This window comes from Streptomyces fragilis, assembly GCF_003112515.1.
Lineage (GTDB): Bacteria > Actinomycetota > Actinomycetes > Streptomycetales > Streptomycetaceae > Streptomyces > Streptomyces fragilis.
Genome location: NZ_BEVZ01000006.1, coordinates 109115 through 130896, shown reverse-complemented (window position 1 = coordinate 130896; position 21782 = coordinate 109115). Strand labels below are relative to the sequence as shown.

Here is a 21782-nt window from a genome sequence, read left to right as displayed (position 1 = left end):
ACGCGGTGTCAGTGCCACAGGCCCGTGGGCCCGTGATGGTGATGGCCACGCCCCATGGCGTGCTCCAGCCGGTGGCCCATGCCCTGGTCGGGGGTCACCGCGTGGGCCAGGGCGTGCGTGAGTCCGCCCGCGGTGACGTGCCCGCCGCTCCGGGAGGACCCGACCTGCTTGAGCGTGCTCGCCTTGAGCATTCCCTGACGGGCGACCTTCGCGCCCATCGCCGGCGCGCCGCCGGCCATGGCGGCCCCCTTCTTCAGGGCCATGCCGCGCATCGCCGATCCGCCGGTCACGCCGCCGTGGCCGCCGGGACGGTGCATCCGGCCGGCCGGCGTCGAGCGGCCCTTCAGCAACTCCCCGCCGCCCTTCAAGGCGCCCATGGAGGCCATCGACCTCATGCCGAGCGAACCCATGGTGTGGCTGCCCATGGCGTGACGGCCCATGGTGTGGCCGCCCATGGTGGGACGGCTCATGTGGCGCCCGCCCATGGAGGAGTGACCGCCCTTGCGGAGCATCACGCCGGCCGCGCAGGCGGCCAGCGCCGCAGCACCACCCGCGGCGATCCACGGCATGCGGCTGCCGGAGCCCTCCTCCTTCTGGTCCACACGGTAGGCGCCCGTGTCCGTCATGCCGGAGGTTCCCGGGGCCGGGGGCATCACGGGCCGGTGCGCGGTCGGCTCCTCCTCGGAGGCGGATCCGCTCGTCACCCGGTGCTTCGCCTGGGCGGCACGGTTCTTCAGGTCGGCCCGCCGGGCCTCGGCCTGCTCCTTCGTCTCCCGCAGCTTCGACCGGGCGCGAGCCTTCACATCGGCGCGGGAGGCCAGTTCCTCGACCGTGTGGCCGAGCTCCTCCCGCTTCACCTCGACGTCCCGGCGGAGTTCGTCCTCGCAGTGCGGGCCATGAGGCCCCGCGTGGGTGTGGTGATGGGTGTGCGTATTGCTCATCGCCGGGTCCTCTCCTTGATCTCGGCCACGTCGGTGCGCATGCTCGCCATCGTCCGGCGTGGTGCCGCCGGGGTCGCCTTGCGGATCATCGTCCTGCCCACCAGTGCCATCACCGCGGTGACCAGCAGCAGCGCGCCCGCGATGATCAGTGCCGACGCCCAGAGCGGGAGCTCCATGGCGATCGCGGCGATGGCGGCCGTCACCAGCGTGGCCAGTGCCAGGAACCCGAATATCCCTGCCGCCGCGAGCATGCCTCCGCCGGTGCCGAACCGCTTGCCCTTCTGGGTCATCTCGGTCTGCGCCAGCCGCATTTCGGCCCGCACCAGGTCGGTGAGCTGTCGTGAGGCCTGCTGCACCAGCTGTCCCACCGACGCGTGCGCGTCGGCGGTGCCGGCCGGCGAGCCGTGGGTATCGGTGCGGTGCCCGTTGGAGCGATGGCGGTGGAAGTCGAGTGTGGTCATGGTCGCTTCTCCTCCCGACGGTTCCGGGCGGACCCGTGGTCGACGCCCCGAGTACCCGCGTCATGCCCGGGTCGCACACATGTCCGTACGCATTCGTTCGTATACATACTGTTTGTACCTCTTGCCCGAAACGCCGAGAATCTCCGTCCTCGACGGCCACGTGTACGCACGCGAAACGGGTGCGGGCCGATGCGGATCACGTCGGGCGCCGCGTGCCAAAATGCGCGAGAGGAACAATGCTTGCGAAAGGGGATGAAATGGTCGGGCTGCGCAGAGCGGGAGCGACGGTGCGGATCGCCCTGGCGATGGCGGCCCTCATGGCGACGCCGTCCTGGGCGGGGCAGCCCGTGGCGGAGCCTCCCCCTCCCCGTCATGAGCAGTTCTGGACCCCTCACCAGCCGGTCCCCTGGCTCCTCGGGGGCGAACACGGACGCCCGCGCCGGCCCGGCGAGGGCATCGCTCCCTGGCGTCCGCACCCGCAGTCGCCGGGAAGGGCGTCGGCGCGCTCGCGCGTCCTGTCCGCCGTCAACCGGCACCGCGCCCGGGCCGGGTGCCCGCCCGTCGCGGGCCGCCGGGCCCTGCACCGGGCGGCCCGGGGTCACAGTGCCTACCTGTCCCGCATCGGCCGGCTGAGCCACCGGGGTCGCGACGGCAGCTCCCCCTGGGGGCGGGTCCAGGCCACCGGGTACCGCCCGGGGCCGGTGGGCGAGAATGTCGTCGCCGGCCCGGCCGGGCCGCGTCAGGCGGTGAGGTCGTGGATGCGCAGCGCCCCGCACCGGGCCGTCATCCTCAACTGCCGGTACACCCACGCCGGTGTCGGCGTGGTACGGGGGCGCGGCGGACCCTGGTGGACGCTGGTGATGGCCTCCGGACGCCGCGGGTGAGGCGACGGCCCCCGTCCTTCACCGGCCGCCGCCGGGTCACGGCCGGGTCCCGCCCCGCGCCGGCGGCGCCCCGGCGGCCGGCCACGGCCGGGGGCCGGACTCCTCGCCGGGCGGGTGCGCGGCGGGGGCGCTCACGGCGCCGGCCCAGGTGATCGATCACTCCCGCCCGGGGCCCGCGGTGCCCGCATCCGTGACGGGCGGCGTCGCACGGGTGCCGGCCAGGCGCGCGGCGGCCTCGAGGACGGCGCCGACGGCCCCGTCGGCGAGCTCCTTGCGGTGGGTCAGCACCGTGACGGCGGCGGGCTCCTCGCCGACCGCCCGGCCCACCGGGGCGGCGACGCCGAAGACGCCGGGGATCAGCTCCTCGCCGGTGGCCGCGTACCCGCGGGAGCGGACCTCCGCGACCCGGCCCGGTTCGCCCTCGGCGGGCGGCCGTGCGGCCAGCAGGGCCAGTCCGCCCGCCCCGCGTTCCAGCGGGTCCCTGCTGCCGACCCGGTACGACAGGCGAGGGCCGGCCCCGGGCGGCTCCACCACGGCAACGGCCACCGCCTGGCCCGCCTCGGCCACCACCAGGCAGGCCGTGACCCCGAGGTGCGCCGCCAAGTCGTGCAGCACCGGGCGCGCCGCGTCGAGCAGCGGGGGCCGGGCCAGTTCCGCCAGCGTGTAGAAGGCGACGCCCGGACGGTGCCGGCCGGTCCCGTCCCTGTGGGCGAAGCCCTGGCGCACCAGCGCGGCCAGCAGCCGGTAGGCGATCGAGCGGTGCACCCCCAGCTCGGACGCCACCTCGCCCGCCGTCAGCCCTTCCGGCCGGCCGGCGATCAGGCGGAGCGCGGTCAGTCCGCGTTCGAGTGTCTGTGAGCCGTCGGTGGCCATGCCTCTCCCTTCGTCCGGCCGCGTCGTCCCGCGATGCCGTCCAGGCACCGGCTTCCGGCGGCCTCCGGTGGCGCCGGGTGCCGTCCGGTGGCGGAAATCTGCCGCACACATCTTGACCGGAGGCGCCCGGTGCGGAGATGTTGCAAGGTGTTGTCGCGGTATTCGCGACAGGGTGTCTCGCTATCTGCGACGAGAGGAGTGTGACATGCCAGGAGCGGCGTGTCTGCCCCCGCGTCACGGGGATGCGCGCGCACCCGGCCGCGCCGCACGACGCCCTGGGCGCCACGCGCCGATGACCGCCCACCCAGAACCGACCGAAGGAGGCCGGACATGGCCCACTACCGCTCCCTGGGCGTCGTGCCGCCCAAGCGGCACACCCAGTTCCGGTACGACGGCGAGGCGCTCGCCTACGAGGAGCTGATGGGGGAGGAGGGCTTCTCCTCCGACTCCTCGCTGCTCTACCACCGCCACATCCCGTCCGCGATCACCGGATCCGAGATCTGGGAGCTGCCGGACACCCGCACGGTGCCCAACCACCCGATGCGCCCGCGCCACCTGAAGCTGCACGAACTGTTCAAGGACGACGCGTGGCAGGACGCCGACGTCGTCACCGGACGCCGCCTGGTCCTCGGCAACGCCGACGTGCGCATCTCCTACGTGGTGGCCGGCACCGCGTCCCCGCTGTACCGCAACGGCGTCGGGGACGAGTGCGTGTACGTGGAGTCCGGCTCGGCCCGCGTGGAGACCGTCTTCGGGACGCTGACCGCCCGGGCCGGCGACTACGTGCTGATCCCGCGCGCCACCACGCACCGCTGGATCCCCGGGGGCGACGGCCCGCTGCGCGCCTACTGCGTGGAGGCCAACAGCCACATCGCCCCGCCGAAGCGCTACCTGTCCCGCTACGGCCAGCTCCTGGAGCACGCCCCCTACTGCGAGCGGGACCTGCACGGCCCCACCGAGCTGCTGCTCGAGGAGGGCACGGACGTCGAGGTGCTGGTCAAGCACCGCGGCGCGGGCGGCGGAATCGTCGGCACCCGCTTCCTGCAGGCGCGCCACCCCTTCGACGTGATCGGCTGGGACGGCTGCCTGTACCCGTACACCTTCAACATCGAGGACTACGAGCCGATCACGGGCCGGGTCCACCAGCCGCCGCCGGTCCACCAGGTCTTCGAGGGCGACAACTTCGTCATCTGCAACTTCGTGCCGCGCAAGGTGGACTACCACCCGCTGTCGATCCCGGTGCCCTACTACCACTCCAACGTCGACTCCGACGAGGTCATGTTCTACTGCGGCGGCGACTACGAGGCGCGCAAGGGCTCCGGCATCGGCCAGGGATCGGTCTCCCTCCATCCCGGCGGCCACACCCACGGACCGCAGCCCGGCGCCTACGAGCGGTCCATCGGCGCCGAGTTCTTCGACGAACTCGCCGTCATGGTCGACACCTTCCGCCCGCTGGAGCTCGGCGAGGGTGGCCAGGCCTGCGACGACGGCGTCTACGCCTGGAGCTGGTCCGGAGGGCGGCGCGCGTGAGCACCGGTACCGCCGCACTGCTGCGCGCCCTCGTCGACGACGCCGGTCTCTTCCCCCCGACCGCCCTGCCCATGGAGCGGGCCGTCGCCCGCCACCGTGCGGACCTCGCGGCCGGGGAGACGATGCACACGCACCGCTTCCTGGTCCCCGCCTCCCGGGTGGACGAACTGGCCGGACTCCTGCGCGACGACGAGGTGTTCACGCTCGGCCTGATCGCCGACCTGGACGCCGAGGACCTGACCGGGGCCTGCCGCCGGGCCCTGGCCGACCCCAGGCTGAGGATCGCCCTGGTCGAGGCGCCGCTCGCCGCGTACGGCGAGGGCGAGGCGGCCGCGCTCGACGCCCTGCTCGCCGCCGTCGACGTCGTCCCCGCCGAGGTCCCCCTCTACGTGGAGCCGTCCGCGCAGGCGCGCCCCCACCCGCTGCTCGCCGAACTGGCCGCCCGCTCCGGCGTCCGGCCGCTGGGCGCCAAGCTCCGCTGCGGCGGCGTGCGCGCCGAACTGTTCCCGGACACCACCCAGGTCGCCGCCTTCCTGCACGCCTGCGTGCGGACGGGAACGCCCTTCAAGGCCACGGCCGGTCTCCACGAGGCCGTCCGCCACACCTCGCCGGAGACGGGCTTCACCCACCACGGCTACCTCAACCTCCTGCTCGCCACCGCGACCGCGGTGAGCGGCGGCGATCAGGCGGCCGTGCGCCGGACCCTGGAGATCCGCGATCCCGCCCAACTGGCCCGGGCGGCCGCCGCGACCGGCGCCGAGGAGGCCGCGGCCGTCCGCCGGGTGCTGGTCTCCTACGGCTCCTGCTCCACCGCCGCCCCCCTCCACCAGGCGCGCCTGCTGCTCGGCGCGCCCGACACCCCGAAGGACCCCGCATGAACCACACCTGGGTCACCGTGCCCGTCGGCTCCCCCTTCCCGCTGGAGAACCTCCCCTACGGCGTCTTCACCCCCGCCGGGGGCGGGGCGCGGGTCGGCGTCGCGATCGGCGCACACGTCCTCGACCTGGCCGCCGTCCTCGCCGACGACACCTTCGCGCACGGCTCGCTCAACCCCTTCATGGCCCAGGGCCGCGCCCGCTGGCAGGAGGTGCGCGCCGCGGTCGTCCGCCTGCTGACCGACGAGGCGCACCGGCCCGACGTGGAACCCCACCTGCACCGGCTGGACGCCGTCGAGCTGGGCATGCCGTTCGAACCGGCCGACTACGTCGACTTCTACGCCTCCGAGCACCACGCCGCCAACATCGGCCGGATGTTCCGCCCCGGCTCGGACCCGCTCACCCCGCAGTGGAAGCACCTGCCGATCGGCTACCACGGCCGTGCCGGGACCCTGGTGCCCTCCGGCACGCCCGTGGTGCGCCCCAGCGGCCAGCAGCGGCCCTCCGGCGAGGGGGCGCTCCCGGGCTTCGGCCCGTCGGTCCGGCTGGACATCGAGGCGGAGGTCGGCTTCGTCGTCGGCACGCCGTCCGCGCTCGGCACCCCCGTGCCGGTGGACGACTTCCGCGAGCACGTCTTCGGGGTCACGCTGGTCAACGACTGGTCGGCGCGGGACATCCAGAACTGGGAGTACGTGCCGCTCGGCCCCTTCCTGGGCAAGTCGTTCGCGACCTCCGTCGGCCACTGGGTGGTCCCGCTGGAGGCGCTGGAGGAGGCCAGGGTCGCCCCGCCGGCCCGGGAGCACGAGCTGCGCCCCTACCTGGTGGAGAAGGAGGACTGGGGGCTCGACCTGACCCTGGAGGTCCGGCTCAACGGACACCTGGTCGCCACCCTGCCGTTCGCGGCCATGTACTGGACGCCCGCCCAGATGCTGGCCCACATGACGGTCAACGGAGCCTCCCTGCGGACCGGCGACTTCTACGCCTCGGGGACGGTCTCCGGCCCCGGCGAGGACCAGCGGGGCTCGCTGATGGAGCTGAGCTGGGGCGGGGCGGAGCCCGTCGAACTGCCCGACGGCACGGTGCGGACCTTCCTGGAGGACGGCGACGAGGTCACCATCACCGCCACCGCGCCGGGCGCGGGCGGGGCGCGGATCGGGTTCGGTCCGGTCACCGGGCGGATCCTGCCCGCCGCCTGAGCCCTGAGCCCTGAGCCCTGAGCCCTGAGCCCTGATCCGCGATCCCTGAGCCCTGGGCGCGGGGTGTTGTCGGCGACGGCCAGTAGCGTGGTCCCGGTCACAGTCGGAACGTGGGATCGAGGTGGGGAGCCTTCATGAGCACTCTCGAAGGCCGCCTGAAGAGCGGGTTACTGGTCGTCGACGTGCAGAACGCCGTGGTCGCGGAGGCGTACGAGCGCGACGCGGTGGTGGGGGTGATCGGGGCGCTGGTGGAGAAGGCCCGCGCCGAGCGGGTGCCGGTGGTCTGGGTGCGGCACCGGAGCGAGGAGATGCCGGCGGGCGGCGACGGCTGGCAGATCGTGCCGGAACTCCGCCCGGCCGGGGGCGAGCCGGTGGTGGAGAAGGAGTACGGGGACGCGTTCGAAGCCACCCGGCTGGAGGCGGTGCTGGCGGAACGCGGAGTGGCGCGGCTCTTCGTCACCGGGGCGCAGACCGACATGTGCGTCCGGTCCACCCTGCACGGCGCCCTGGCCCGGGGTTACGACGCGATGCTCGTCTCCGACGCCCACACCACCGTGGACCTCACGCGGTGGGGCGCGCCCACGCCTGCCGAGGTCGTCGCGCACACCAACCTCTATTGGTCCTTCCAGAAGGCGCCGGGGCGCGTGGCCGGGACCGTGGAGAGCAAGGAGATCGACTTCTGGAAGGCGTGAAGGATTCGCGTGTTCGAATTCTAGTTCGATAACGTGGTGGGGGAGGTGGGAACGATGACCAGCAGCGGCGGGACCGGAACCGGCACGGGGTGCGTGATGCACGTGCGCTGCCCCGAGCGGCTGCCCGAGGCGGTCTACCGGCAGGTCCTGGAGTTGCTGGGAGACCTGTCCCCGGTGGTGCAGGCGTCACCCCCCTCGGCCGCGCTGGTGGACCTGCGGGGAGCCCTGCGCTGCCACGGCGTGGACGCCGGCCGGATCGAGGAGGTGCGGCGGCTCGGCGAGGTGCTGCGCATCCGTTCGATATCCCGGCTGGGCGTCGACCTGCGGATCGGCATCGGTCCCACGATCGCGGTCGCGGCCACCGCCTCCGGGCAGGCGGCCCGCGAGGAGGCGGCCACCGGCGGCGTGGTGGCCGTGGAGGCCGACGGCGTCGCCGAGTGGCTGGCGCCCCTGCCGGTGGAGGCGCTGCACGGCGTCGGCCGCCGTCAGGCGTCGGCGCTGCGGGAGTACGGCGTGGACCGGGTGGGGCTGCTGGCCGGACTGCCGCCCGCCACCGTGCAGCGGCTGCTGGGCGGGACGGCGGGGCGCGCGGCCTCGGAGCGGGCCCGGGGGATCGACCCCCGGCCCGTGGTGCCGCGTGCACTGCCGGCCTCGGCGACGGTGAGCCACTCCTTCCCCCGGCAGACCCTGGACGGCGCGGAGGTCCGGGCGGCCCTGCTCGACCTGGTGGTCCGGCTGGGGCTCCTGCTGCGCCGCCGCGGCCAGGCGGCCCGCGGGCTGCGGCTGACACTGCGGTTCGCGGCGGGCGGCGCCTGGGAGAAGACCCGCCGGCTGCCGGAGCCCTCGGGGCACGACGACGACCTGCGCGCCCTCGCCTACCAGCTGATGGACGCGGCGGGGCTGCAGCGGGGGCGGCTGACGGGGATCGGACTCAGGGCGGAGGACCTGCTGGACGCGGAGCAGGTCGCCCGGCAGATCAGCCTGGACGAGGCGCGGGAGGCCCGGCTGGCGGCGGAGGAAGCCGCGGACGACATCCGCGACCGGTTCGGCCCGGCGGTCATCGGCCCCGCCGCGGTCTACCGCCGCGCGTCCTGACCGGATCGGTCAGGACGCCAGCGCCGCCCTCGCGGCCGTGACCGCCTGCGCGGCGTAACCGCGGCCGAAGAGCACCGTGTGCACCAGCAGCGGGAACAACTGGTGCAGCGGCACCCGCCGTCGCCAGCCGTCGGCGAGCGGAGCGGCCTCGCCGTAGCCGGCCAGCACCCGGTCCAGGTGCGGGCACCCGAACAGCTGAAGCATGGCGAGGTCGGTCTCCCGGTGCCCGCCGTGCGCGGCGGGATCGATCAGCCAGGCCTCCCCGTCGGCGCCCCACAGCACGTTGCCGTTCCACAGGTCGCCGTGCAGCCGGGCGGGCGGCTCCGGAGGCCCGGACAGCTCGGGCAGCCGCTCGCACACCCGCTCCACCACGGCCGCCTCGTCCGCCCGGAGCAGGCCCTCGTCGACCGCCCGGCGCAGATAGGGCAGCACCCGGTGCTCCGCGTACCAGGCCGGCCACCGCTCGCCGGGCACGTTGCGCATCGGCGCCGCCCCGATGTACGCCTCCACCGGCCCGCCGGGCGGGGCGGCGCCGAAGGCGTCCGCGCCCGACGCGTGCAGCGCGGCGAGCGCCCGGCCGAGGCGCGACGCGGCGGCCGGGTCCGGGCGGCCCTCGGGGACCAGGTCGCTGACCAGCCACCGGTCGTCCCAGCCGTGCACCACCGGCACCCGGACCGCCCCCGCCGCGGCGAGCCAGCGCAGACCGGCGGCCTCGGCGAGCACCGCCCGGGCTCCCTCGCCGCGCTTGACCATCACCCGGCGTCCATCGTCCAGTTCCACCTCGGCCGGCCCGCCCGCCGCGCGCCGCACCCCGCCGGCCCGACGGCCGGTCAGGCGCGCCGCGGCCGCTGAGGGCCCTTCCGCGGGCCCGTCCGGGGCGGTCATCCGTCCAGGCGCTCGCGGACCCAGGCGAGCAGGCCGGGGACACTGGCCTCGATCATGTCCAGGACGTCCTCGAACCCCTGGCCCCCTCCGTAGTACGGGTCCGGGACCTCCAGGTCGCCGGAAGCCACGGCCGCGGGGTCGAAGGAGCGCAGCAGCCGTACCCGCGAGGGATCCCCGGCCAGGCCGCGCAGAGCCTTCTCGTGGGTGCGGTCCATGGCGAGGAACAGGTCGGCGTCCAGATGCTCGGGGCCGACCTGGGCGGCCGTGTGGCCGGTCGGGTAACCGCGGGCGGCGAGCGCGCCGCCGGAACGCGGGTCGACGGGCTCCCCGACGTGCCAGTCGCCGATGCCGGCACTGGTCACCCGGACCCGGTCGCCCAGCCCCGCCCGGCGCAGGTGCTCCGCGACCACCAGGGCGGCGGAGGGGGACCGGCAGATGTTTCCGCTGCAGACGAACGTCAGGTGCACCCGCCCAGCCTACGGCGGACGGGCCGTCAGCGGACCCGGCGGAACGTGACGTCGAAGTCGTGCCGCCAGGCGGCCCCGTCCTCGGAGAACTCCCACGCGCCGGTCAGCGAGGCCCCCTCCGGGCCGACGACCGCGGCGAACCGCTGGTGGAAGCCGGGCGCGGTCCGCCACTGCCGCCACACCCCGTCCACCAGGTCGGCCCGGTAGACCCGGGCCACGCCCCGCCCGTCGGCGTAGAGGACGGTGAACCCGTCCGCGGTGTCGTCGTACCCCGTCACGCAGGACGTCGGAAAGGGCGCCCGCCCCCGCCAGTCCTCGGGCAGCACGGTCTCCGGACCCGGACGCGCGCGCTGCACCAGGAAGGCGCCGCCCTCCAGCCAGGCGAACTCGGTGCGCACCGGTCCGACGTCCGCGCCCCGCGCGTACATGTCCCAGACGCCGACCAGCGGCCGCAGCCGCCGAAGGGCGGGGTGCGGTACGGGATCACGCATGCTGCCCTCCAAGGAGTCGTCCTGGTCCGGCTCCCGCACGCTACCGCGCTCCCGCGCCGCCCGCGGCCCGGGACGCACCACCGCCTCCGGCACCGCACCCCTTCGCCGGGAGCAGGACGCCCCCGGCCGGACGCTGTCGGTTCCGCAGCCTCCGCACCACGAGGCGCCCCCGGGGACGTTCCCGGGGACGTCCCGGGGTGAGGAGCCCTCGCGGACGGCAGCGTTCCCCCGGGGGACGGCCCCGCGCGCCGGACCGGTCCTCCCGGGTGCCGCGGGGCACGATGGCCCGGTCCGTTTCGCGCAGGGGGGCGAGGAGGCCGTGGTGAGCAACGCGTACATCAGCCCGTACCTCAACTTCGACGGAAACGCCCGGGAGGCGATGGAGTTCTACCGCACCGTCTTCGGCGGCAAGCTGGAACTGATGCGCTACGACTCCCTCGACATGGGCGCCGAACTCCCGCCGGAACAGGGGGAGAAGATCATGCACGGCAGCCTGGAGTCGGAGTCCGGGCCCACCCTGATGGGCGCCGACGTCCCCCCGGAGGCCCAGTACCGGCGGGGCAGCGCCGTGACCGTCGCCCTCACCGGGGACGACGCCGCCACCCTGCGCGGCTGGTGGGAGAATCTGTCGAAGGACGGCACGGTGACCGTCCCCATGGAGCGCCAGCCCTGGGGCGACGAGTTCGGCGCCTGCACCGACACCTTCGGCATCGACTGGATGGTCAACATCTCGACGCCGTGAGCGTGCCGGCCGGCGAGGTCACAACGCGGTTGGTCCCGATCCCCGCCCGGGCGAGGACGGCGAGCGTGTAGTACTCCTCCAGGAACAGCTGCCCGGAGGTGTAGAAGCCGATCGACCCCGGACCGCGCTCGTCCAGCAGCTCACGGGAGCGGCGCACCACCCGCTCCAGGGCGGTGTCCCAGTCGCACTCCACCAGTTGCCCGCCCTCGCGCACCAGCGGCCGGGTCAGCCGGTCGGCGGAGGCGTTGGCCTGCCAGCCGAAGAGGTCCTTGGGGCCCAGCCGGCCGCGGTTCACCCGGTCCACGGCCCGGCCGCGCACTCCGACGAGGCGGCCGTCGCGGACCGCGACGTCCATGGCGTCCCCGTCCGAGTGGAGGATCGAGGCCGTCTGCACCCACCGTTCCACCGAGGCGGGGTCCACCCCGTCCTCCAGGTACGCGTCCACCCGCTCCGGCCACACCCCGTGCCGGTCGTAGGGTGTCCGCCCGCCCCACGGAGCGCGATCCGGGTCCACCGTCTCGTCCATGCGGCTGTCTCCCGCCTTCGGCCGGCCAACCGGTCACCGGTACCCCCGCGGCGGCACCGCTAACGGCTCCGCCGCCCGTCGCTCCCGCGCGGGCTCGTCCGTTTGGCGGACGCGACCCGGGCAACCCGGATCATGGTCACGGCAACGCGGCGGGCGGGGCCTCAGTCACCCCGCCCGCCGCACAGGCCCGGCCCCTGTGCCGTCCGCCGCCCCGGAAATCCGCAGGTGCGCCGGACGCCCCCGCGGGCAGAATGCGGCCATGCCGACTTCCTCACCCATGCACCCCGGCCAACTCCTCGTGACGGAGGAGCAGATGGCGGCCCTGGTGGCCGAACAGTTCCCCCGTTGGAAGGAACTCCCGGTCCGCGCCTGCCCCTCGGACGGCACCGAGAACGCGCTGTTCCGCATCGGCGACGACCTGGTCGCCCGGCTCCCGCTCCTCGGCGACGACGCGGACGCCGCACTCCGGGACATCCGGCGGGAGATCGACGCCGCACAGCGGATCGCCGGCGCCACGCGCGTCCCCACCCCGCGCTTCGCCGCGCTCGGCGCACCCGGACCGCACTACCCGCTGCCGTGGAGCGTCTACCACTGGATCCCCGGCACCACCGCCACGGCGGCCGGCGTCCAGGACTCCACCGCTTTCGCCGAGGACCTGGCCGGATTCGTCCTGGAGGTCCGCGCCCTGGACACCGAGGGCAGGACCTTCCGCGGCCGCGGCCGCGGGGGCGTCCTCGCCGCACACGACCCCTACGTCGCCCAAGGGCTCGACCGGAGCCGGGAGTTGATCGACACCGACGCGCTGGCCCGCCTGTGGGAACGTCTGCGGGGCACGCCGCGCACCGAGCCCGACACCTGGACGCACGGCGACCTCATGCCCGGCAACCTCCTCGTGGACGGGGACCGGCTCGCCGGAGTGATCGACGTCGGGCAGGCGGGCGTCGCCGACCCGGCCCTCGACCTCCAGCCCGCGTGGAACCACCTCGGCCCCACCGCCCGCGAGGCCTTCCGGGTCGCCCTGGGAGCCGACGACGCGGCCTGGGACCGGGGCAAGGGCTGGGCCTTCGCCCAGGCCATCGGCTGCCTCTGGTACTACCGGGAGACCAACCCCGTCATGTCGGACCTGGCCCGCACGACCCTCCTCGCCCTCCTCGAGGACGAGGCCGCCTGACGCTCACGCCGCACGGAGAGCCGGCCGGGGCGACGCGAGGGCCCTGGCGCGACGGGCGGGGGGTTGGACTCGCTCACACGGGCACACTAGGAGAGGCTGGACCGGGAGTGCCCCTTTTTGTTCCTTCGCGCGGGCATGTCTCACCCCCACCGGTCCCTCGGCGCGGCATCCCCGCCGCCGCTCCCCGCACGACAGAACAGGCAGCCGAACGCACGTGACCACCGACAGCCGGCAGAAGAACACCCGGACGGACCGCATCGACCTCCGGAGCACCCCGACCGCCCGCGACTTCCGTGAGGCGCACCGCGCCCACGCGCGCTCCACCCGGGCGGGCCGCCTCCGGCTCGCCCTCACCCTCGCGCTGACCGTCGCGGTGACGGCGGTGGGCGTCCGCGGAGGTTCGGTCACCGTCCTCTCCCTGGTGATGGGCGTCGCCTACCTGTTCTTCGCCCTGGTCTTCCTGCCCAGGGCGCAGGCCGGCCGGGCCGCCGCCAGGGCCGCGGAGCACGGGGGTCAGCGGGTCCGCCTCGACGCCGACGGCGTGCGCGTCACCGAGGGCGGCGAGCAGCGGCGGTACGCCTGGGGGGAGATCGCCCGCCACCTGGAGACGGAGCACCTGTTCCTGCTGATCGGCACCGACCGGGCGCAGTCCTGCCTCGCGGTCCTGCCGAAGGAGGGCTCCGGGGACCGGCTGCGCACCCTGCTCGAGAACCGGCCCGCCGCGGAGCGGCCGAACTGACCGAAACAGCCGCGGGAGCCCGCGGAGCCGTGTGAGGCTTCGGGCATGCGTGCGACGTACCCCGCCCCTGGTTCCCCCGCCCCGGCCCACGGCCTCCTCCTGCGTCCCTGGCATCCGGCGGACGCCGCCGCCCTGGTCGACGCCCACCGGGACGAGGCCATGCGCCGCTGGCTGACCGGCCCGTTCGACGACGTGGCCGCGGCCCGCGGGTGGATCGACGCGCAGGAGCGAGCCGCCGACCGCGGGGAGCGTTTCTCCTTCGCCGTCGTGGAGGAGCGGAACGCCCCGGAGGACGGGACCGGAGCCGACGGGGCGGGAGCCCTCGCGGCGGCCGGAGGTCCCGCGGACGCCGGGGACCAAACGGAGCCCGATGACCTGGCGGACACCGGAGCCCTCGCGGGCCAGGTGGTCCTGCGCCTCCCGCACCCCGGCGCCCTGCTCGGCGAGGTCGGCTACTGGACCGCCGCGCGGGCCCGCGGCCGTCGCGTCGCCCCGCGCGCCCTCGAGGCGCTCACCCGCTGGGCGTTCACCTCCTTCGACGCGCTGACCGCCCTGGAACTCACCCACCAGGAGTCCAACCACGCCTCCTGCCGGGTCGCCGAACGCTGCGGCTACACCCTCGCTCGCGTCCTTCCGCCCTGGCCACCGCGGTTCCCCGGCCCCGGCCACGTCCACGTCCGCCACCGCGAGGGCTGACCCGCCCGGCCGGCACGCGACAGCTCGAGACACCCCCTGCCCCCGACCGGAACGGAGCACCGGCATGCCCTTCTTCACGACCTCCGACGACCTCGAGATCCACTACCAGCTCTGGGAGGCGGAGTCCGACCTGCCGCCGATCGTCCTGCACCACGGCTTCATCGCCGACTCCGACATCGAGTGGGTCGCCCCCGGCGTCGTGCGGTTCCTCACCGCCGCCGGCCGCCGGGTCCTCGCCCTCGACGCCCGGGGCCACGGCCGCAGCGCCAAGCCCCACGACCCGGCGCGCTACGGCGAGGCCCGCATGTCCCAGGACCTGCGCGAGCTGATGGACCACCTCGGGGAGCACGCCTACGACCTCGTCGGCTACTCCATGGGCGCCGTGGTCAGCCTGCTGACCGCCGCACAGGACACCCGGGTCCGCCGCCTGGTGATCGGCGGCGTGGGAGCCGCCGTGGTCGAACTCGGGGGAGTGGACAGCCGCGTGATCGGCGGCGACGTCCTGGTGGACGCCCTGACCGTCGACGACCCGGCGACCGTGAAGGACCCGGCCGCCGCCGCGTTCCGCGCCTTCGTCGACGCCGTCGGCGGCGACCGGCTCGCCCTGGCGGCGCACGCCCGGGCCATCCACCAGCGGCCGATACCCCTGGCCGACGTCACCGCCCCCACCCTGCTCCTGGCCGGTGGGGAGGACCCGCTCGCCGCACGGCCCGAGGTGCTCGCCGACGCCCTGCCCGGGGCCACCCTGCGCGTGCTGCGGGGCGACCACCTCGGGGCCCTCCGCGACCCCGCCTTCGTGACGGAACTGTCGGCTTTCCTCGACGCCCGCTGACCCGCGCGACCGCGGCGTGCCCCGGCCGGGGCACGCCGCGCACGGCACCCGCGGCCGGCGGCACCCGCGGCCGGCGCACCGGAGGGGAGCGCCGCGTGGCCCGGCGGAGGGAGGCGCACCCCCGCGACCCACGTGCATGATCCGCCGGACAGGCCCTACGCGCGCGCGTCGCCCCCGGCCGCCCGCAACTGCTCCAGCACCAGCGGGTCGATCGCCCCGTCCACCAGCCGCTCCTCGAGGTTGGCGATCCCCGCCCACTCCGACAGCGCCACGTCCAGCTCCACACCGCGGTGCCCCAGCGCGGCCAGCCGCCCCGCCACCTCCTCGGCCAGCTCGCCGGCGAGCGGCAGCAGCGTCCGCGGGTCCGGCCGGCCGAAGTAGAGGTCATGCAGCTCCAGCAGCCGGCCCAGCTCCGCCGACGGGTCTGCGTGGTCGTCGACCCGCAGGTCCACCAGCACGTCGCTGCCGCCGCCGTACCCACCGCCGGGCGACACCACCAGCAGGGCGGCGCTCTGCCGCCCGCGGCTGTCCCCGCCCGCACGGTCGCCCGCCAGCAGCGCGGCGTGCAGCCGCCTCGCCAGCGGAAGCTCCTCGTCCGACGCGAGCCAGGCCTCCTCCATGGCCCGCACCACCTCCGGGCCGGTCAGGATGTTGCCCTGGATCGCGTAGTTCGGCCCGGACACGCCACCCGCCCACGTCATGCAGGCCCGACCGGTCCAGGTCACCGAGCCCCCGTCCCGGTCGACCACCCCGGCCTGCCGGTCCTCACGCCGCTCGTCGGCGGCCAGCAGTGCCTCCAGCGTCTCCCCGGCGGTGCGCCCCTCGGCCAGCAGGCCCAGGCCGTCGGGGCGGTAGGCGAGGTTGGCGAGCGCCTGCGTGGCGACGGCGCCGGCCCCGGCCCGTGCCGCCGGAACGGCCGCCCCCACGGCGAGGAACTTCGACGCGACGGCGACCCCGAAGCAGGTTCCGTCGGCACTGCGCGCAACGATCGAGAAAGTCATGGCCGGACCTTAACCCCCCGCATCGAGGCCCCCACCCACGCGGTCCGCCCGGCACGGTAGGCTCGTCGCGCCAGTCGAACTCCACGAGGTGGGGTCAGGGAACCCGGTGAGAGTCCGGGACTGACGCGCAGCGGTGAGGGTGACGGTCGGGCACGCGTGGGCGCCACAGGCGCCGCGCAGCCACTGGAGCGACGCTCCGGGAAGGCGCCCGAACCGGAGGAACCCGAGTCCGAAGACCTGCTGGCGCTGGCGGTGACGGGCCGCCAGGTCGACCGAGGACCCCGCGAACGGGCCCCTGACCTCGAAGGACTCGCATGTCCCCGATGGATTCCGCCTTCCTGTCCGCCCGGCGTGCCCGGCGCGACCGCTGCCCGGGCGTGCTGCGCCCCTGGCAGGCCGAGGACGGTCTCCTGGTCCGGCTGCGCCTCATCGGCGGCCGCCTGCCCACGGAGTCCCTCACCGCCCTCGCCGCCGTCGCCGAACGCCACGGAGACGGCCGCGTCCACGTCACCGGCCGCGCCAACCTCCAGATACGGGCCCTGCCCAGCAGCCAGGGCCGCCTCGGCAGCGCCGTCCTCGACGCCGTCGAGGCCACCGGCCTGCTGCCCTCACGCACCCACGAACTCGTCAGGAACGTCATGGTCTCGCCCCGCACCGGGGTCAGGGGCGGGCGCGCCGACCTGCGCCCGGTGGCGGCCGAACTCGACCGGCTGCTGTGCGCCGATCCGTGCCTGGCCGGCCTGCCCGCACGCTTCCTGTTCGTCCTCGACGACGGCAGGGGCGACCTGCTCACCCGCACCTGCGACCTCGGCCTGGTGGCCCTCGACGCCGGCACCGCGCAGCTGCGCGTCGGCGACGGCTGGGGCCCCCGCGTCCCGCTGCCGGAGGCCGCCCCGGCCCTGACCGGGCTCGCCCGGCGCTTCATGGACGCCCGGGGCATCGGCCCCACCGCCCCCTGGCACATCGTCGAACTGCCCGAACCCCTCGGTGGGTCGGCAGCCCCGGACCCGGGACTGCCGAGCCCCGAGCCACCCCTGCCACCGGGCCCGCTGCCCGAAGGGGGCCGGCACGTGCCCGTCCCCGACTCCGGGCTCGGCTCCGACGACGTCGCCCGGCTCGTCGACGAGGCCCACGCGGCGGGCGCCACCGCACTCACCGTCACCCCCTGGCGCGGCGTGATCGTCCCGGGAGCGGCCGCATGAGCGCCCCCACCCCGGCCGGGAGCCCCGCCGAGCCCCGCAGGCCCGCCCGGCACTACGACTACCTCGCCGACGGCCCGGCCATCTACGTCGACTCCTTCGCCACCATCCGCCGCGAGGCCCGCCTGGACCACATCCCCACCGAGGCGGAACGTCTCGCCGTGCGGATGATCCACGGCGCCGGCCAGGTCGACCTCGCCGACGACCTGGTGATCCACCCCGAACTGGTGTCCGCCGCGCGCACGGCTCTGCGGTCGGGCGCGCCCATCCTCTGCGACGTCACCATGGTCGCCACCGGGGTCACCCGCAGCAGGCTCCCGCGCGACAACGATGTCCTGTGCCTGCTCGGCGACGAGCGGGTGCCCGGCCTCGCCCGCCGCTGGGGCACCACCCGCACCGCCGCGGCCGTCTCCCTCTGGGAGCCGCTGATGGAGGGCGCCGTGGTCGCCGTCGGCAACGCCCCCACCGCCCTGTTCCACCTGCTGGAGATGCTCGTCGACGGAGCGCCGCGCCCCGCGGCGATCGTGGGCTGCCCGGTCGGCTTCATCGGCGCCGCCGAGTCCAAGCAGGCCCTCACCGAACTCGCCGCCACCCACGGCATCGACATCCCGTACGTCACCGTCCACGGCCGCCGCGGCGGCTCCGCCATGACGTCGTCGGCCCTCAACGCACTCGCCAAGGAGGAGGAGTGACCGGACGTTTCCACGGAGTCGGCGTCGGCCCCGGCGACCCCGAACTGATCACCCTCAAGGCGGCCCGGCTGATCGCCTCCGCCGACGTGGTCGCCTACCACGCGGGCCGCGGCAAGGAGTCCAACGCCCGCCGCATCGCCGCCTCGCTCATCCCGGACACCGCGGTCGAGGAGCGGCTCACCTACCCGGTCACCACCGGCGCCACCGACCACCCCGGTGGCTACACGGGAGCCCTGGCCGACTTCTACGAGGAGTCCGCCGCCCGGCTCGCCGCCCATCTCGAGGCCGGCCGTGACGTCGTGCTGCTCTCCGAGGGCGACCCCCTCTTCTACGGGTCGTACATGTACATGCACGACCGGCTGTCGGAGCGGTACGAGACGCAGATCGTGCCCGGCGTCCCGGCGTTCGCCGCCGCGGCGGCCGCCGCCGCGGCCCCGCTCTCCCGGCAGACCGACGTGCTCACCGTGCTCCCGGGCACCCTGCCCGAACCGGAGCTGGCGCGCCGGCTCGCCGACACCGACGCCGCCGTCGTGATGAAGCTGGGACGCACCTTCCCGGCCGTGCGCCGCGCGCTGGAGGCGGCCGGCCGGCTCGACCACGCGGTCTACGTCGAACGGGCCTCGATGGAGGGCGAACGGCGCCTGCCCGTGGCCGAGGTGGACCCCTCCACCGTGCCGTACTTCTCGCTGATCATCGTCACCGGCGACAGCCGCAACGGGGCCCGCTCGCGCAGACCCGGCGAACCGGCCGAGGCCCGTACGGTCACCGGGCCGACCGCGGCCTCCGCGGCCCCGGCGGAATCCGCCGCCGCGGGCACCACGGGACCCACCGGCTCCACGACCCCGGCGGCCGAGCTGCTGGTCGTCGGCCTGGGACCCGGCCCCGACGCGTGGCTGACCCCCGAGGCGTCCGCCGCGCTCGCCGAGGTCGACCACGTCGTCGGCTACGGCCCCTACGTCGACCGGGTGCCCCAGCGTCCCGGCCTGACCCGGCACGCCTCCGGCAACACCGTGGAGATCGAACGCGCCCGCCTGGCCCTGGAACTGGCCGCGCGGGGCGAGCGCGTCGCGGTGGTCTCGGGCGGGGACGCCGGTGTCTTCGGCATGGCCACCGCCGTCTTCGAGGCCGCCGAGGACCCGGACCTGCGGCACGTCCCGGTGCGGGTGCTGCCCGGCGTCAGCGCCGTCCAGGCCGTCGCCGCACGGGCCGGCGCCCCCGTCGGCGGCGACTTCGCGGTCGTCAGCCTCTCCGACCGGCTCAAGCCGTGGGACGTCGTCGAACGCCGCCTGCGCGCCGTCGCCGAGGCCGACATGGCGCTGGCCGTCTACAACCCGGCCTCCCGCTCCCGCACCGAGCAGATCGCCACCGCCCGCCGCGTCCTGCTGGAACACCGTCCGCCGGAGACCGTCGTCGTGGTCGGCCGGGGCGTCGGACGGCCCGGCGAGTCGCTGACCGTCACCACGCTCGGAGACCTCGACCCCGCCACCATCGACATGCGCTGCCTGCTGATCGTCGGCGCCTCCGGCACCCGCGTCTCGGCGTCGGGCCGGGTCTGGACCCCGAGGTGGGTGAAGCCGTGACCGTCCACTTCGTCGGCGCCGGCCCCGGCGCCGCGGACCTGCTCACCGTCCGGGCGGTGCGGCTGCTCGCCGAGGCCGGCACGGTGCTCTACCCCGGCACCTACCTCGACCCGCTGGTCCTCGACCACTGCGCGCCCGGCGCCGAACTGGTCGACACCCAGCGGCTCGACCTGGACCGCATCACCGAGCACCTGGTCGACGCCCACCGGCAGGGCCGGCAGGTCGTGCGCCTGACCTCCGGCGACCCCTCGCTGTACTCGGCCCTCGCCGAGCAGACCCGACGCCTGGACGCCCACGGTGTCCCCTGGGACGTCACCCCCGGCGTCCCCGCCTACGCCGCCGCGGCGGCCGTGGCGGGGCGGGAGCTGACCGTCCCGCTGCTCGCCCAGTCGGTGGTCCTCACCCGCACCCGGGCCCGGTCGACGGCCATGCCCGCGACCGAGTCGCTGGCCGCGTTCGCCGCCACCCGGGCCACCCTGGTGCTGCACCTGGCCATCACCCGCGTCCGCGAGCTGATGGAGGAGCTGGCGCCCGAGTACGGCCCCGACTGCCCGGTCGTGGTCGTCCACCGGGCCAGCCAGCCGCAGGAGTCGGTGCTGCGCGGCACCGTCGCGGACATCGCCGACGCGGTGGAGGCGGCCGGCCTGCGCCAGGCCGCCGTCATCCTGGTGGGCCGGGCCCTGGACCCGGCCCCCGGCGGCGAGTCGTTCCTCTACGACCCGGCCCGCCCCCGTCTCAGCCCACCGTCAGGCTCCACTGGGTGACCGTCCGCGCCGGCGTCCATCCGGTGAACGAACCGATGGGCGCCGTCGTCTCCACCGCCAGGCGGGTCAACTCCCCGCCGTGGCGGCGGTAGGCGTCCGCCAGCAGCGTCTCCGTCTCCAGCGTCACCCCGTGCACCACCAGCCGGCCGCCCGGCCGCAGCGCGCCCAGACACGTCTCCAGGACGCCCGGCCGGGTGGCTCCGCCGCCGATGAACACCGCGTCCGGCGGCGGCAGTTCGGCCAGCGCGTCCGGGGCGCGCCCGGTCACCACCCGCAGCCCCGGCACGCCCAGCCGTCCCGCGTTGCGGGCGACGCGGGCGGCGCGTTCGGTGTTCGCCTCCACGGCGGTGGTCGCACAGGTCGGGTGCGCCCGCATCCACTCGATGCCCACCGAGCCGGCGCCTGCGCCCACGTCCCACAGGTGCTGCCCCGGCGCGGGCGCCAGCCGCGCCAGCGCCGAGGCCCGCAGGTCACGCCGGGTCAGCTGGCCGTCGTTCTCGAACGCGTCGTCCGGCAGCCCCGCCACCAGCCCGTGAGCCGGCGGCCCCGCCAGCTCCAGCGCCAGCACGTTCAGGGCCGACACCTCGCCGGGCGGCGAGGCCAGCCACTCGTCGGCCGTGCCCGACAACCGCGACTCACGCTCCGCGCCCAGGTCACCGAGCACCGTCAGTACGCTCCGGCCGTACCCCGCGCCCGCCAGCAGCGCCGCCACCGCGGCCGGCGTCCCGGCGTCGGAGGACAGCACCAGCACCCGGTGACCGGGCGCCAGCTCCCGCAGCAGCAGCCGCGGATCACGGCCCACCAGGGTCACCACCGCGCACCGCTCCGACGGCCAGCCCATGCGGGCCCGTGCCAACGCCACCGACGACACCGCCGGCTCGACACGCACCGACGCGACTCCCAGCAGATCGACGAGCGTCGTGCCGATCCCGGACACCAGCGGGTCGCCCGAGGCCAGCGCCACCACCCGCGCCCCGCCCAGGGACGCCAGCAGCGGCGGCAGGCCCGCGCGCAGCGGCGAGGGCCACGCCTCACGCCGCTGCCCGGCGACCTCGGGCAGCATCGCCAGATGCCGCCGCCCGCCCAGCACCACCTCCGCCTCCCGCACCGTGCGCCGCAGCCGCTCGGGCAGCGACGGCCAGCCGTCGGCGGTCACGCCGACGACGGTGATCCGGGAAACGGCGGCCGGGGGCGCGGTGTTCGAGGGGGCGGGGGGAGGGGGCGTGCCGATCGTCATGCCGGTGACGCTATCGTGGTCCTTCAACGGCACGAGGTGCCCCTACGGTCCAGCCATCGGAAACGGTGAGGACGGCCGGCGGGGAGAATCTGGGAAGCCCGGTGAGATTCCGGCACAGGCCCGCTGCGGTGAACCGAGCCTCGCTCACGAGGACTCGGCAAGTCCGAAGACCGGCCTCGCGCCCGCCCTTTACGGATGGCGAAACGAGCGGGA

General features: G+C 75.4%; 24 protein-coding genes and 2 riboswitches. Of the genes, 15 read left to right on the top strand and 9 right to left on the bottom strand.

Annotated features, from left to right (window positions below; all coding sequences use genetic code 11):
• Positions 1-8: 8 nt before the first annotated feature.
• Positions 9-941: a DUF3618 domain-containing protein gene (locus Sfr03f_RS21375; protein ID WP_108955607.1), complete on the bottom strand. Its 933-nt coding sequence runs from the start codon at positions 939-941 to the stop codon at positions 9-11.
• Positions 938-1402 carry a phage holin family protein gene (locus Sfr03f_RS21370; RefSeq protein WP_108955606.1) on the bottom strand — a complete coding sequence of 155 codons (465 nt, stop codon included), beginning with the start codon at positions 1400-1402 and terminating at the stop codon, positions 938-940. Before Sfr03f_RS21370 ends, Sfr03f_RS21375 begins: the two co-directional genes overlap by 4 nt.
• 236 nt (positions 1403-1638) lie before the next feature.
• Between Sfr03f_RS21370 and Sfr03f_RS21365 the strand changes: the two genes are divergently transcribed.
• Positions 1639-2286, top strand: coding sequence for a CAP domain-containing protein (locus Sfr03f_RS21365; RefSeq protein WP_159105701.1), 648 nt, complete (start codon positions 1639-1641; stop codon positions 2284-2286).
• Positions 2287-2442: 156 nt separating this feature from the next.
• On the opposite strand, the gene Sfr03f_RS21360 is transcribed toward Sfr03f_RS21365, so the two are convergent.
• Positions 2443-3159: an IclR family transcriptional regulator gene (locus Sfr03f_RS21360; protein ID WP_108955604.1), complete on the bottom strand. Its 717-nt coding sequence runs from the start codon at positions 3157-3159 to the stop codon at positions 2443-2445.
• A gap of 330 nt (positions 3160-3489) precedes the next feature.
• Between Sfr03f_RS21360 and Sfr03f_RS21355 the strand changes: the two genes are divergently transcribed.
• The 5 genes from Sfr03f_RS21355 (at position 3490) to Sfr03f_RS21335 (ending at position 8547) form a co-directional block, all read left to right on the top strand.
• Positions 3490-4689, top strand: coding sequence for a homogentisate 1,2-dioxygenase (locus Sfr03f_RS21355; RefSeq protein ID WP_108955603.1), 1200 nt, complete (start codon positions 3490-3492; stop codon positions 4687-4689).
• Complete coding sequence (locus Sfr03f_RS21350; protein WP_245967686.1) at positions 4686-5567, top strand: hypothetical protein; 882 nt, start codon at positions 4686-4688, stop codon at positions 5565-5567. Before Sfr03f_RS21355 ends, Sfr03f_RS21350 begins: the two co-directional genes overlap by 4 nt.
• Positions 5564-6760: a fumarylacetoacetase gene (fahA, locus tag Sfr03f_RS21345; protein WP_108955602.1), complete on the top strand. Its 1197-nt coding sequence runs from the start codon at positions 5564-5566 to the stop codon at positions 6758-6760. The genes Sfr03f_RS21350 and fahA overlap by 4 nt, the downstream gene beginning before the upstream one ends.
• A gap of 134 nt (positions 6761-6894) precedes the next feature.
• Complete coding sequence (locus Sfr03f_RS21340; RefSeq protein WP_108955601.1) at positions 6895-7452, top strand: isochorismatase family protein; 558 nt, start codon at positions 6895-6897, stop codon at positions 7450-7452.
• Positions 7453-7506: 54 nt separating this feature from the next.
• Positions 7507-8547: a DNA polymerase Y family protein gene (locus Sfr03f_RS21335; protein ID WP_108955600.1), complete on the top strand. Its 1041-nt coding sequence runs from the start codon at positions 7507-7509 to the stop codon at positions 8545-8547.
• 9 nt (positions 8548-8556) lie between these two features.
• On the opposite strand, the gene Sfr03f_RS21330 is transcribed toward Sfr03f_RS21335, so the two are convergent.
• Genes Sfr03f_RS21330 through Sfr03f_RS21320 form a run of 3 tightly spaced genes read right to left on the bottom strand, consistent with a single transcriptional unit; the run spans position 8557 to position 10390 of the window.
• Entirely contained in the window at positions 8557-9432 is an 876-nt protein-coding gene (locus Sfr03f_RS21330) for a fructosamine kinase family protein (RefSeq protein WP_108955599.1), read from the bottom strand.
• Positions 9429-9899, bottom strand: a complete 471-nt coding sequence (locus Sfr03f_RS21325) for a low molecular weight protein-tyrosine-phosphatase (RefSeq protein WP_108955598.1) — start codon at positions 9897-9899, stop codon at positions 9429-9431. The genes Sfr03f_RS21330 and Sfr03f_RS21325 overlap by 4 nt, the downstream gene beginning before the upstream one ends.
• 26 nt (positions 9900-9925) lie before the next feature.
• Positions 9926-10390 carry a hypothetical protein gene (locus Sfr03f_RS21320; RefSeq protein WP_159105700.1) on the bottom strand — a complete coding sequence of 155 codons (465 nt, stop codon included), beginning with the start codon at positions 10388-10390 and terminating at the stop codon, positions 9926-9928.
• A 322-nt stretch (positions 10391-10712) separates the two neighbouring features.
• Here Sfr03f_RS21320 and Sfr03f_RS31330 point away from each other — a divergent pair, with 322 nt between their 5' ends.
• Entirely contained in the window at positions 10713-11132 is a 420-nt protein-coding gene (locus tag Sfr03f_RS31330) for a VOC family protein (protein ID WP_308216776.1), read from the top strand.
• Here Sfr03f_RS31330 and Sfr03f_RS21310 read toward each other — a convergent pair.
• The gene (locus Sfr03f_RS21310; RefSeq protein ID WP_281262845.1) at positions 11113-11658 is read right to left on the bottom strand and encodes a molybdopterin-dependent oxidoreductase; all 546 of its coding nucleotides are present in this window, start codon (positions 11656-11658) and stop codon (positions 11113-11115) included. The two genes, Sfr03f_RS31330 and Sfr03f_RS21310, sit on opposite strands and share 20 nt — an antisense overlap.
• Before the next feature lie 259 nt (positions 11659-11917).
• Here Sfr03f_RS21310 and Sfr03f_RS21305 point away from each other — a divergent pair, with 259 nt between their 5' ends.
• The 4 genes from Sfr03f_RS21305 (at position 11918) to Sfr03f_RS21290 (ending at position 15096) form a co-directional block, all read left to right on the top strand.
• On the top strand, positions 11918-12829 hold the full coding sequence (locus Sfr03f_RS21305; RefSeq protein WP_245967684.1) for an aminoglycoside phosphotransferase family protein: 912 nt from the start codon (positions 11918-11920) through the stop codon (positions 12827-12829).
• Positions 12830-13043: 214 nt separating this feature from the next.
• Entirely contained in the window at positions 13044-13568 is a 525-nt protein-coding gene (locus Sfr03f_RS21300) for a YcxB family protein (RefSeq protein WP_108955595.1), read from the top strand.
• A 45-nt stretch (positions 13569-13613) separates the two neighbouring features.
• Positions 13614-14264 (top strand): GNAT family N-acetyltransferase, encoded by a 651-nt coding sequence (locus tag Sfr03f_RS21295; RefSeq protein ID WP_108955594.1) that lies wholly within the window; start codon positions 13614-13616, stop codon positions 14262-14264.
• Between the two features lie 64 nt (positions 14265-14328).
• Positions 14329-15096 carry an alpha/beta fold hydrolase gene (locus tag Sfr03f_RS21290; protein WP_108955593.1) on the top strand — a complete coding sequence of 256 codons (768 nt, stop codon included), beginning with the start codon at positions 14329-14331 and terminating at the stop codon, positions 15094-15096.
• A 155-nt stretch (positions 15097-15251) separates the two neighbouring features.
• Here the strand turns inward: Sfr03f_RS21290 and Sfr03f_RS21285 are convergent, their stop codons facing one another.
• On the bottom strand, positions 15252-16097 hold the full coding sequence (locus tag Sfr03f_RS21285; protein WP_108955592.1) for a DUF1028 domain-containing protein: 846 nt from the start codon (positions 16095-16097) through the stop codon (positions 15252-15254).
• Positions 16098-16152: 55 nt separating this feature from the next.
• A riboswitch (cobalamin riboswitch) is annotated at positions 16153-16356 on the top strand.
• A gap of 55 nt (positions 16357-16411) precedes the next feature.
• Between Sfr03f_RS21285 and Sfr03f_RS21280 the strand changes: the two genes are divergently transcribed.
• Genes Sfr03f_RS21280 through cobM form a run of 4 tightly spaced genes read left to right on the top strand, consistent with a single transcriptional unit; the run spans position 16412 to position 20332 of the window.
• Positions 16412-17299 (top strand): ferredoxin-like domain-containing protein, encoded by an 888-nt coding sequence (locus tag Sfr03f_RS21280; RefSeq protein ID WP_108955591.1) that lies wholly within the window; start codon positions 16412-16414, stop codon positions 17297-17299.
• Positions 17296-17988: a precorrin-8X methylmutase gene (locus Sfr03f_RS21275; RefSeq protein WP_108955590.1), complete on the top strand. Its 693-nt coding sequence runs from the start codon at positions 17296-17298 to the stop codon at positions 17986-17988. Before Sfr03f_RS21280 ends, Sfr03f_RS21275 begins: the two co-directional genes overlap by 4 nt.
• The gene (locus Sfr03f_RS21270; protein WP_108955589.1) at positions 17985-19568 is read left to right on the top strand and encodes a precorrin-2 C(20)-methyltransferase; all 1584 of its coding nucleotides are present in this window, start codon (positions 17985-17987) and stop codon (positions 19566-19568) included. The genes Sfr03f_RS21275 and Sfr03f_RS21270 overlap by 4 nt, the downstream gene beginning before the upstream one ends.
• Complete coding sequence (cobM, locus tag Sfr03f_RS21265) at positions 19565-20332, top strand: precorrin-4 C(11)-methyltransferase (RefSeq protein WP_218028172.1); 768 nt, start codon at positions 19565-19567, stop codon at positions 20330-20332. The genes Sfr03f_RS21270 and cobM overlap by 4 nt, the downstream gene beginning before the upstream one ends.
• Here cobM and cbiE read toward each other — a convergent pair.
• Positions 20304-21569 (bottom strand): precorrin-6y C5,15-methyltransferase (decarboxylating) subunit CbiE, encoded by a 1266-nt coding sequence (gene cbiE / locus Sfr03f_RS21260; RefSeq protein WP_108955587.1) that lies wholly within the window; start codon positions 21567-21569, stop codon positions 20304-20306. The two genes, cobM and cbiE, sit on opposite strands and share 29 nt — an antisense overlap.
• 28 nt (positions 21570-21597) lie before the next feature.
• A riboswitch (cobalamin riboswitch) is annotated at positions 21598-21762 on the top strand.
• The last annotated feature ends 20 nt before the right edge of the window (positions 21763-21782 follow it).

Excerpts from the sequence above, each read along its gene's own strand:
- Sfr03f_RS21375 (WP_108955607.1), bottom strand. The coding sequence starts at position 941 with ATGAGCAATACGCACACCCATCACCACACCCACGCGGGGCCTCATGGC.
- Sfr03f_RS21370 (WP_108955606.1), bottom strand. The coding sequence starts at position 1,402 with ATGACCACACTCGACTTCCACCGCCATCGCTCCAACGGGCACCGCACC.
- Sfr03f_RS21365 (WP_159105701.1), top strand. The coding sequence starts at position 1,639 with ATGCTTGCGAAAGGGGATGAAATGGTCGGGCTGCGCAGAGCGGGAGCG.
- Sfr03f_RS21360 (WP_108955604.1), bottom strand. The coding sequence starts at position 3,159 with ATGGCCACCGACGGCTCACAGACACTCGAACGCGGACTGACCGCGCTC.
- Sfr03f_RS21355 (WP_108955603.1), top strand. The coding sequence starts at position 3,490 with ATGGCCCACTACCGCTCCCTGGGCGTCGTGCCGCCCAAGCGGCACACC.
- fahA (WP_108955602.1), top strand. The coding sequence starts at position 5,564 with ATGAACCACACCTGGGTCACCGTGCCCGTCGGCTCCCCCTTCCCGCTG.
- Sfr03f_RS21340 (WP_108955601.1), top strand. The coding sequence starts at position 6,895 with ATGAGCACTCTCGAAGGCCGCCTGAAGAGCGGGTTACTGGTCGTCGAC.
- Sfr03f_RS21335 (WP_108955600.1), top strand. The coding sequence starts at position 7,507 with ATGACCAGCAGCGGCGGGACCGGAACCGGCACGGGGTGCGTGATGCAC.
- Sfr03f_RS21330 (WP_108955599.1), bottom strand. The coding sequence starts at position 9,432 with ATGACCGCCCCGGACGGGCCCGCGGAAGGGCCCTCAGCGGCCGCGGCG.
- Sfr03f_RS21320 (WP_159105700.1), bottom strand. The coding sequence starts at position 10,390 with ATGCGTGATCCCGTACCGCACCCCGCCCTTCGGCGGCTGCGGCCGCTG.
- Sfr03f_RS21310 (WP_281262845.1), bottom strand. The coding sequence starts at position 11,658 with ATGGACGAGACGGTGGACCCGGATCGCGCTCCGTGGGGCGGGCGGACA.
- Sfr03f_RS21305 (WP_245967684.1), top strand. The coding sequence starts at position 11,918 with ATGCCGACTTCCTCACCCATGCACCCCGGCCAACTCCTCGTGACGGAG.
- Sfr03f_RS21295 (WP_108955594.1), top strand. The coding sequence starts at position 13,614 with ATGCGTGCGACGTACCCCGCCCCTGGTTCCCCCGCCCCGGCCCACGGC.
- Sfr03f_RS21290 (WP_108955593.1), top strand. The coding sequence starts at position 14,329 with ATGCCCTTCTTCACGACCTCCGACGACCTCGAGATCCACTACCAGCTC.
- Sfr03f_RS21285 (WP_108955592.1), bottom strand. The coding sequence starts at position 16,097 with ATGACTTTCTCGATCGTTGCGCGCAGTGCCGACGGAACCTGCTTCGGG.
- Sfr03f_RS21280 (WP_108955591.1), top strand. The coding sequence starts at position 16,412 with ATGTCCCCGATGGATTCCGCCTTCCTGTCCGCCCGGCGTGCCCGGCGC.
- Sfr03f_RS21275 (WP_108955590.1), top strand. The coding sequence starts at position 17,296 with ATGAGCGCCCCCACCCCGGCCGGGAGCCCCGCCGAGCCCCGCAGGCCC.
- cbiE (WP_108955587.1), bottom strand. The coding sequence starts at position 21,569 with ATGACGATCGGCACGCCCCCTCCCCCCGCCCCCTCGAACACCGCGCCC.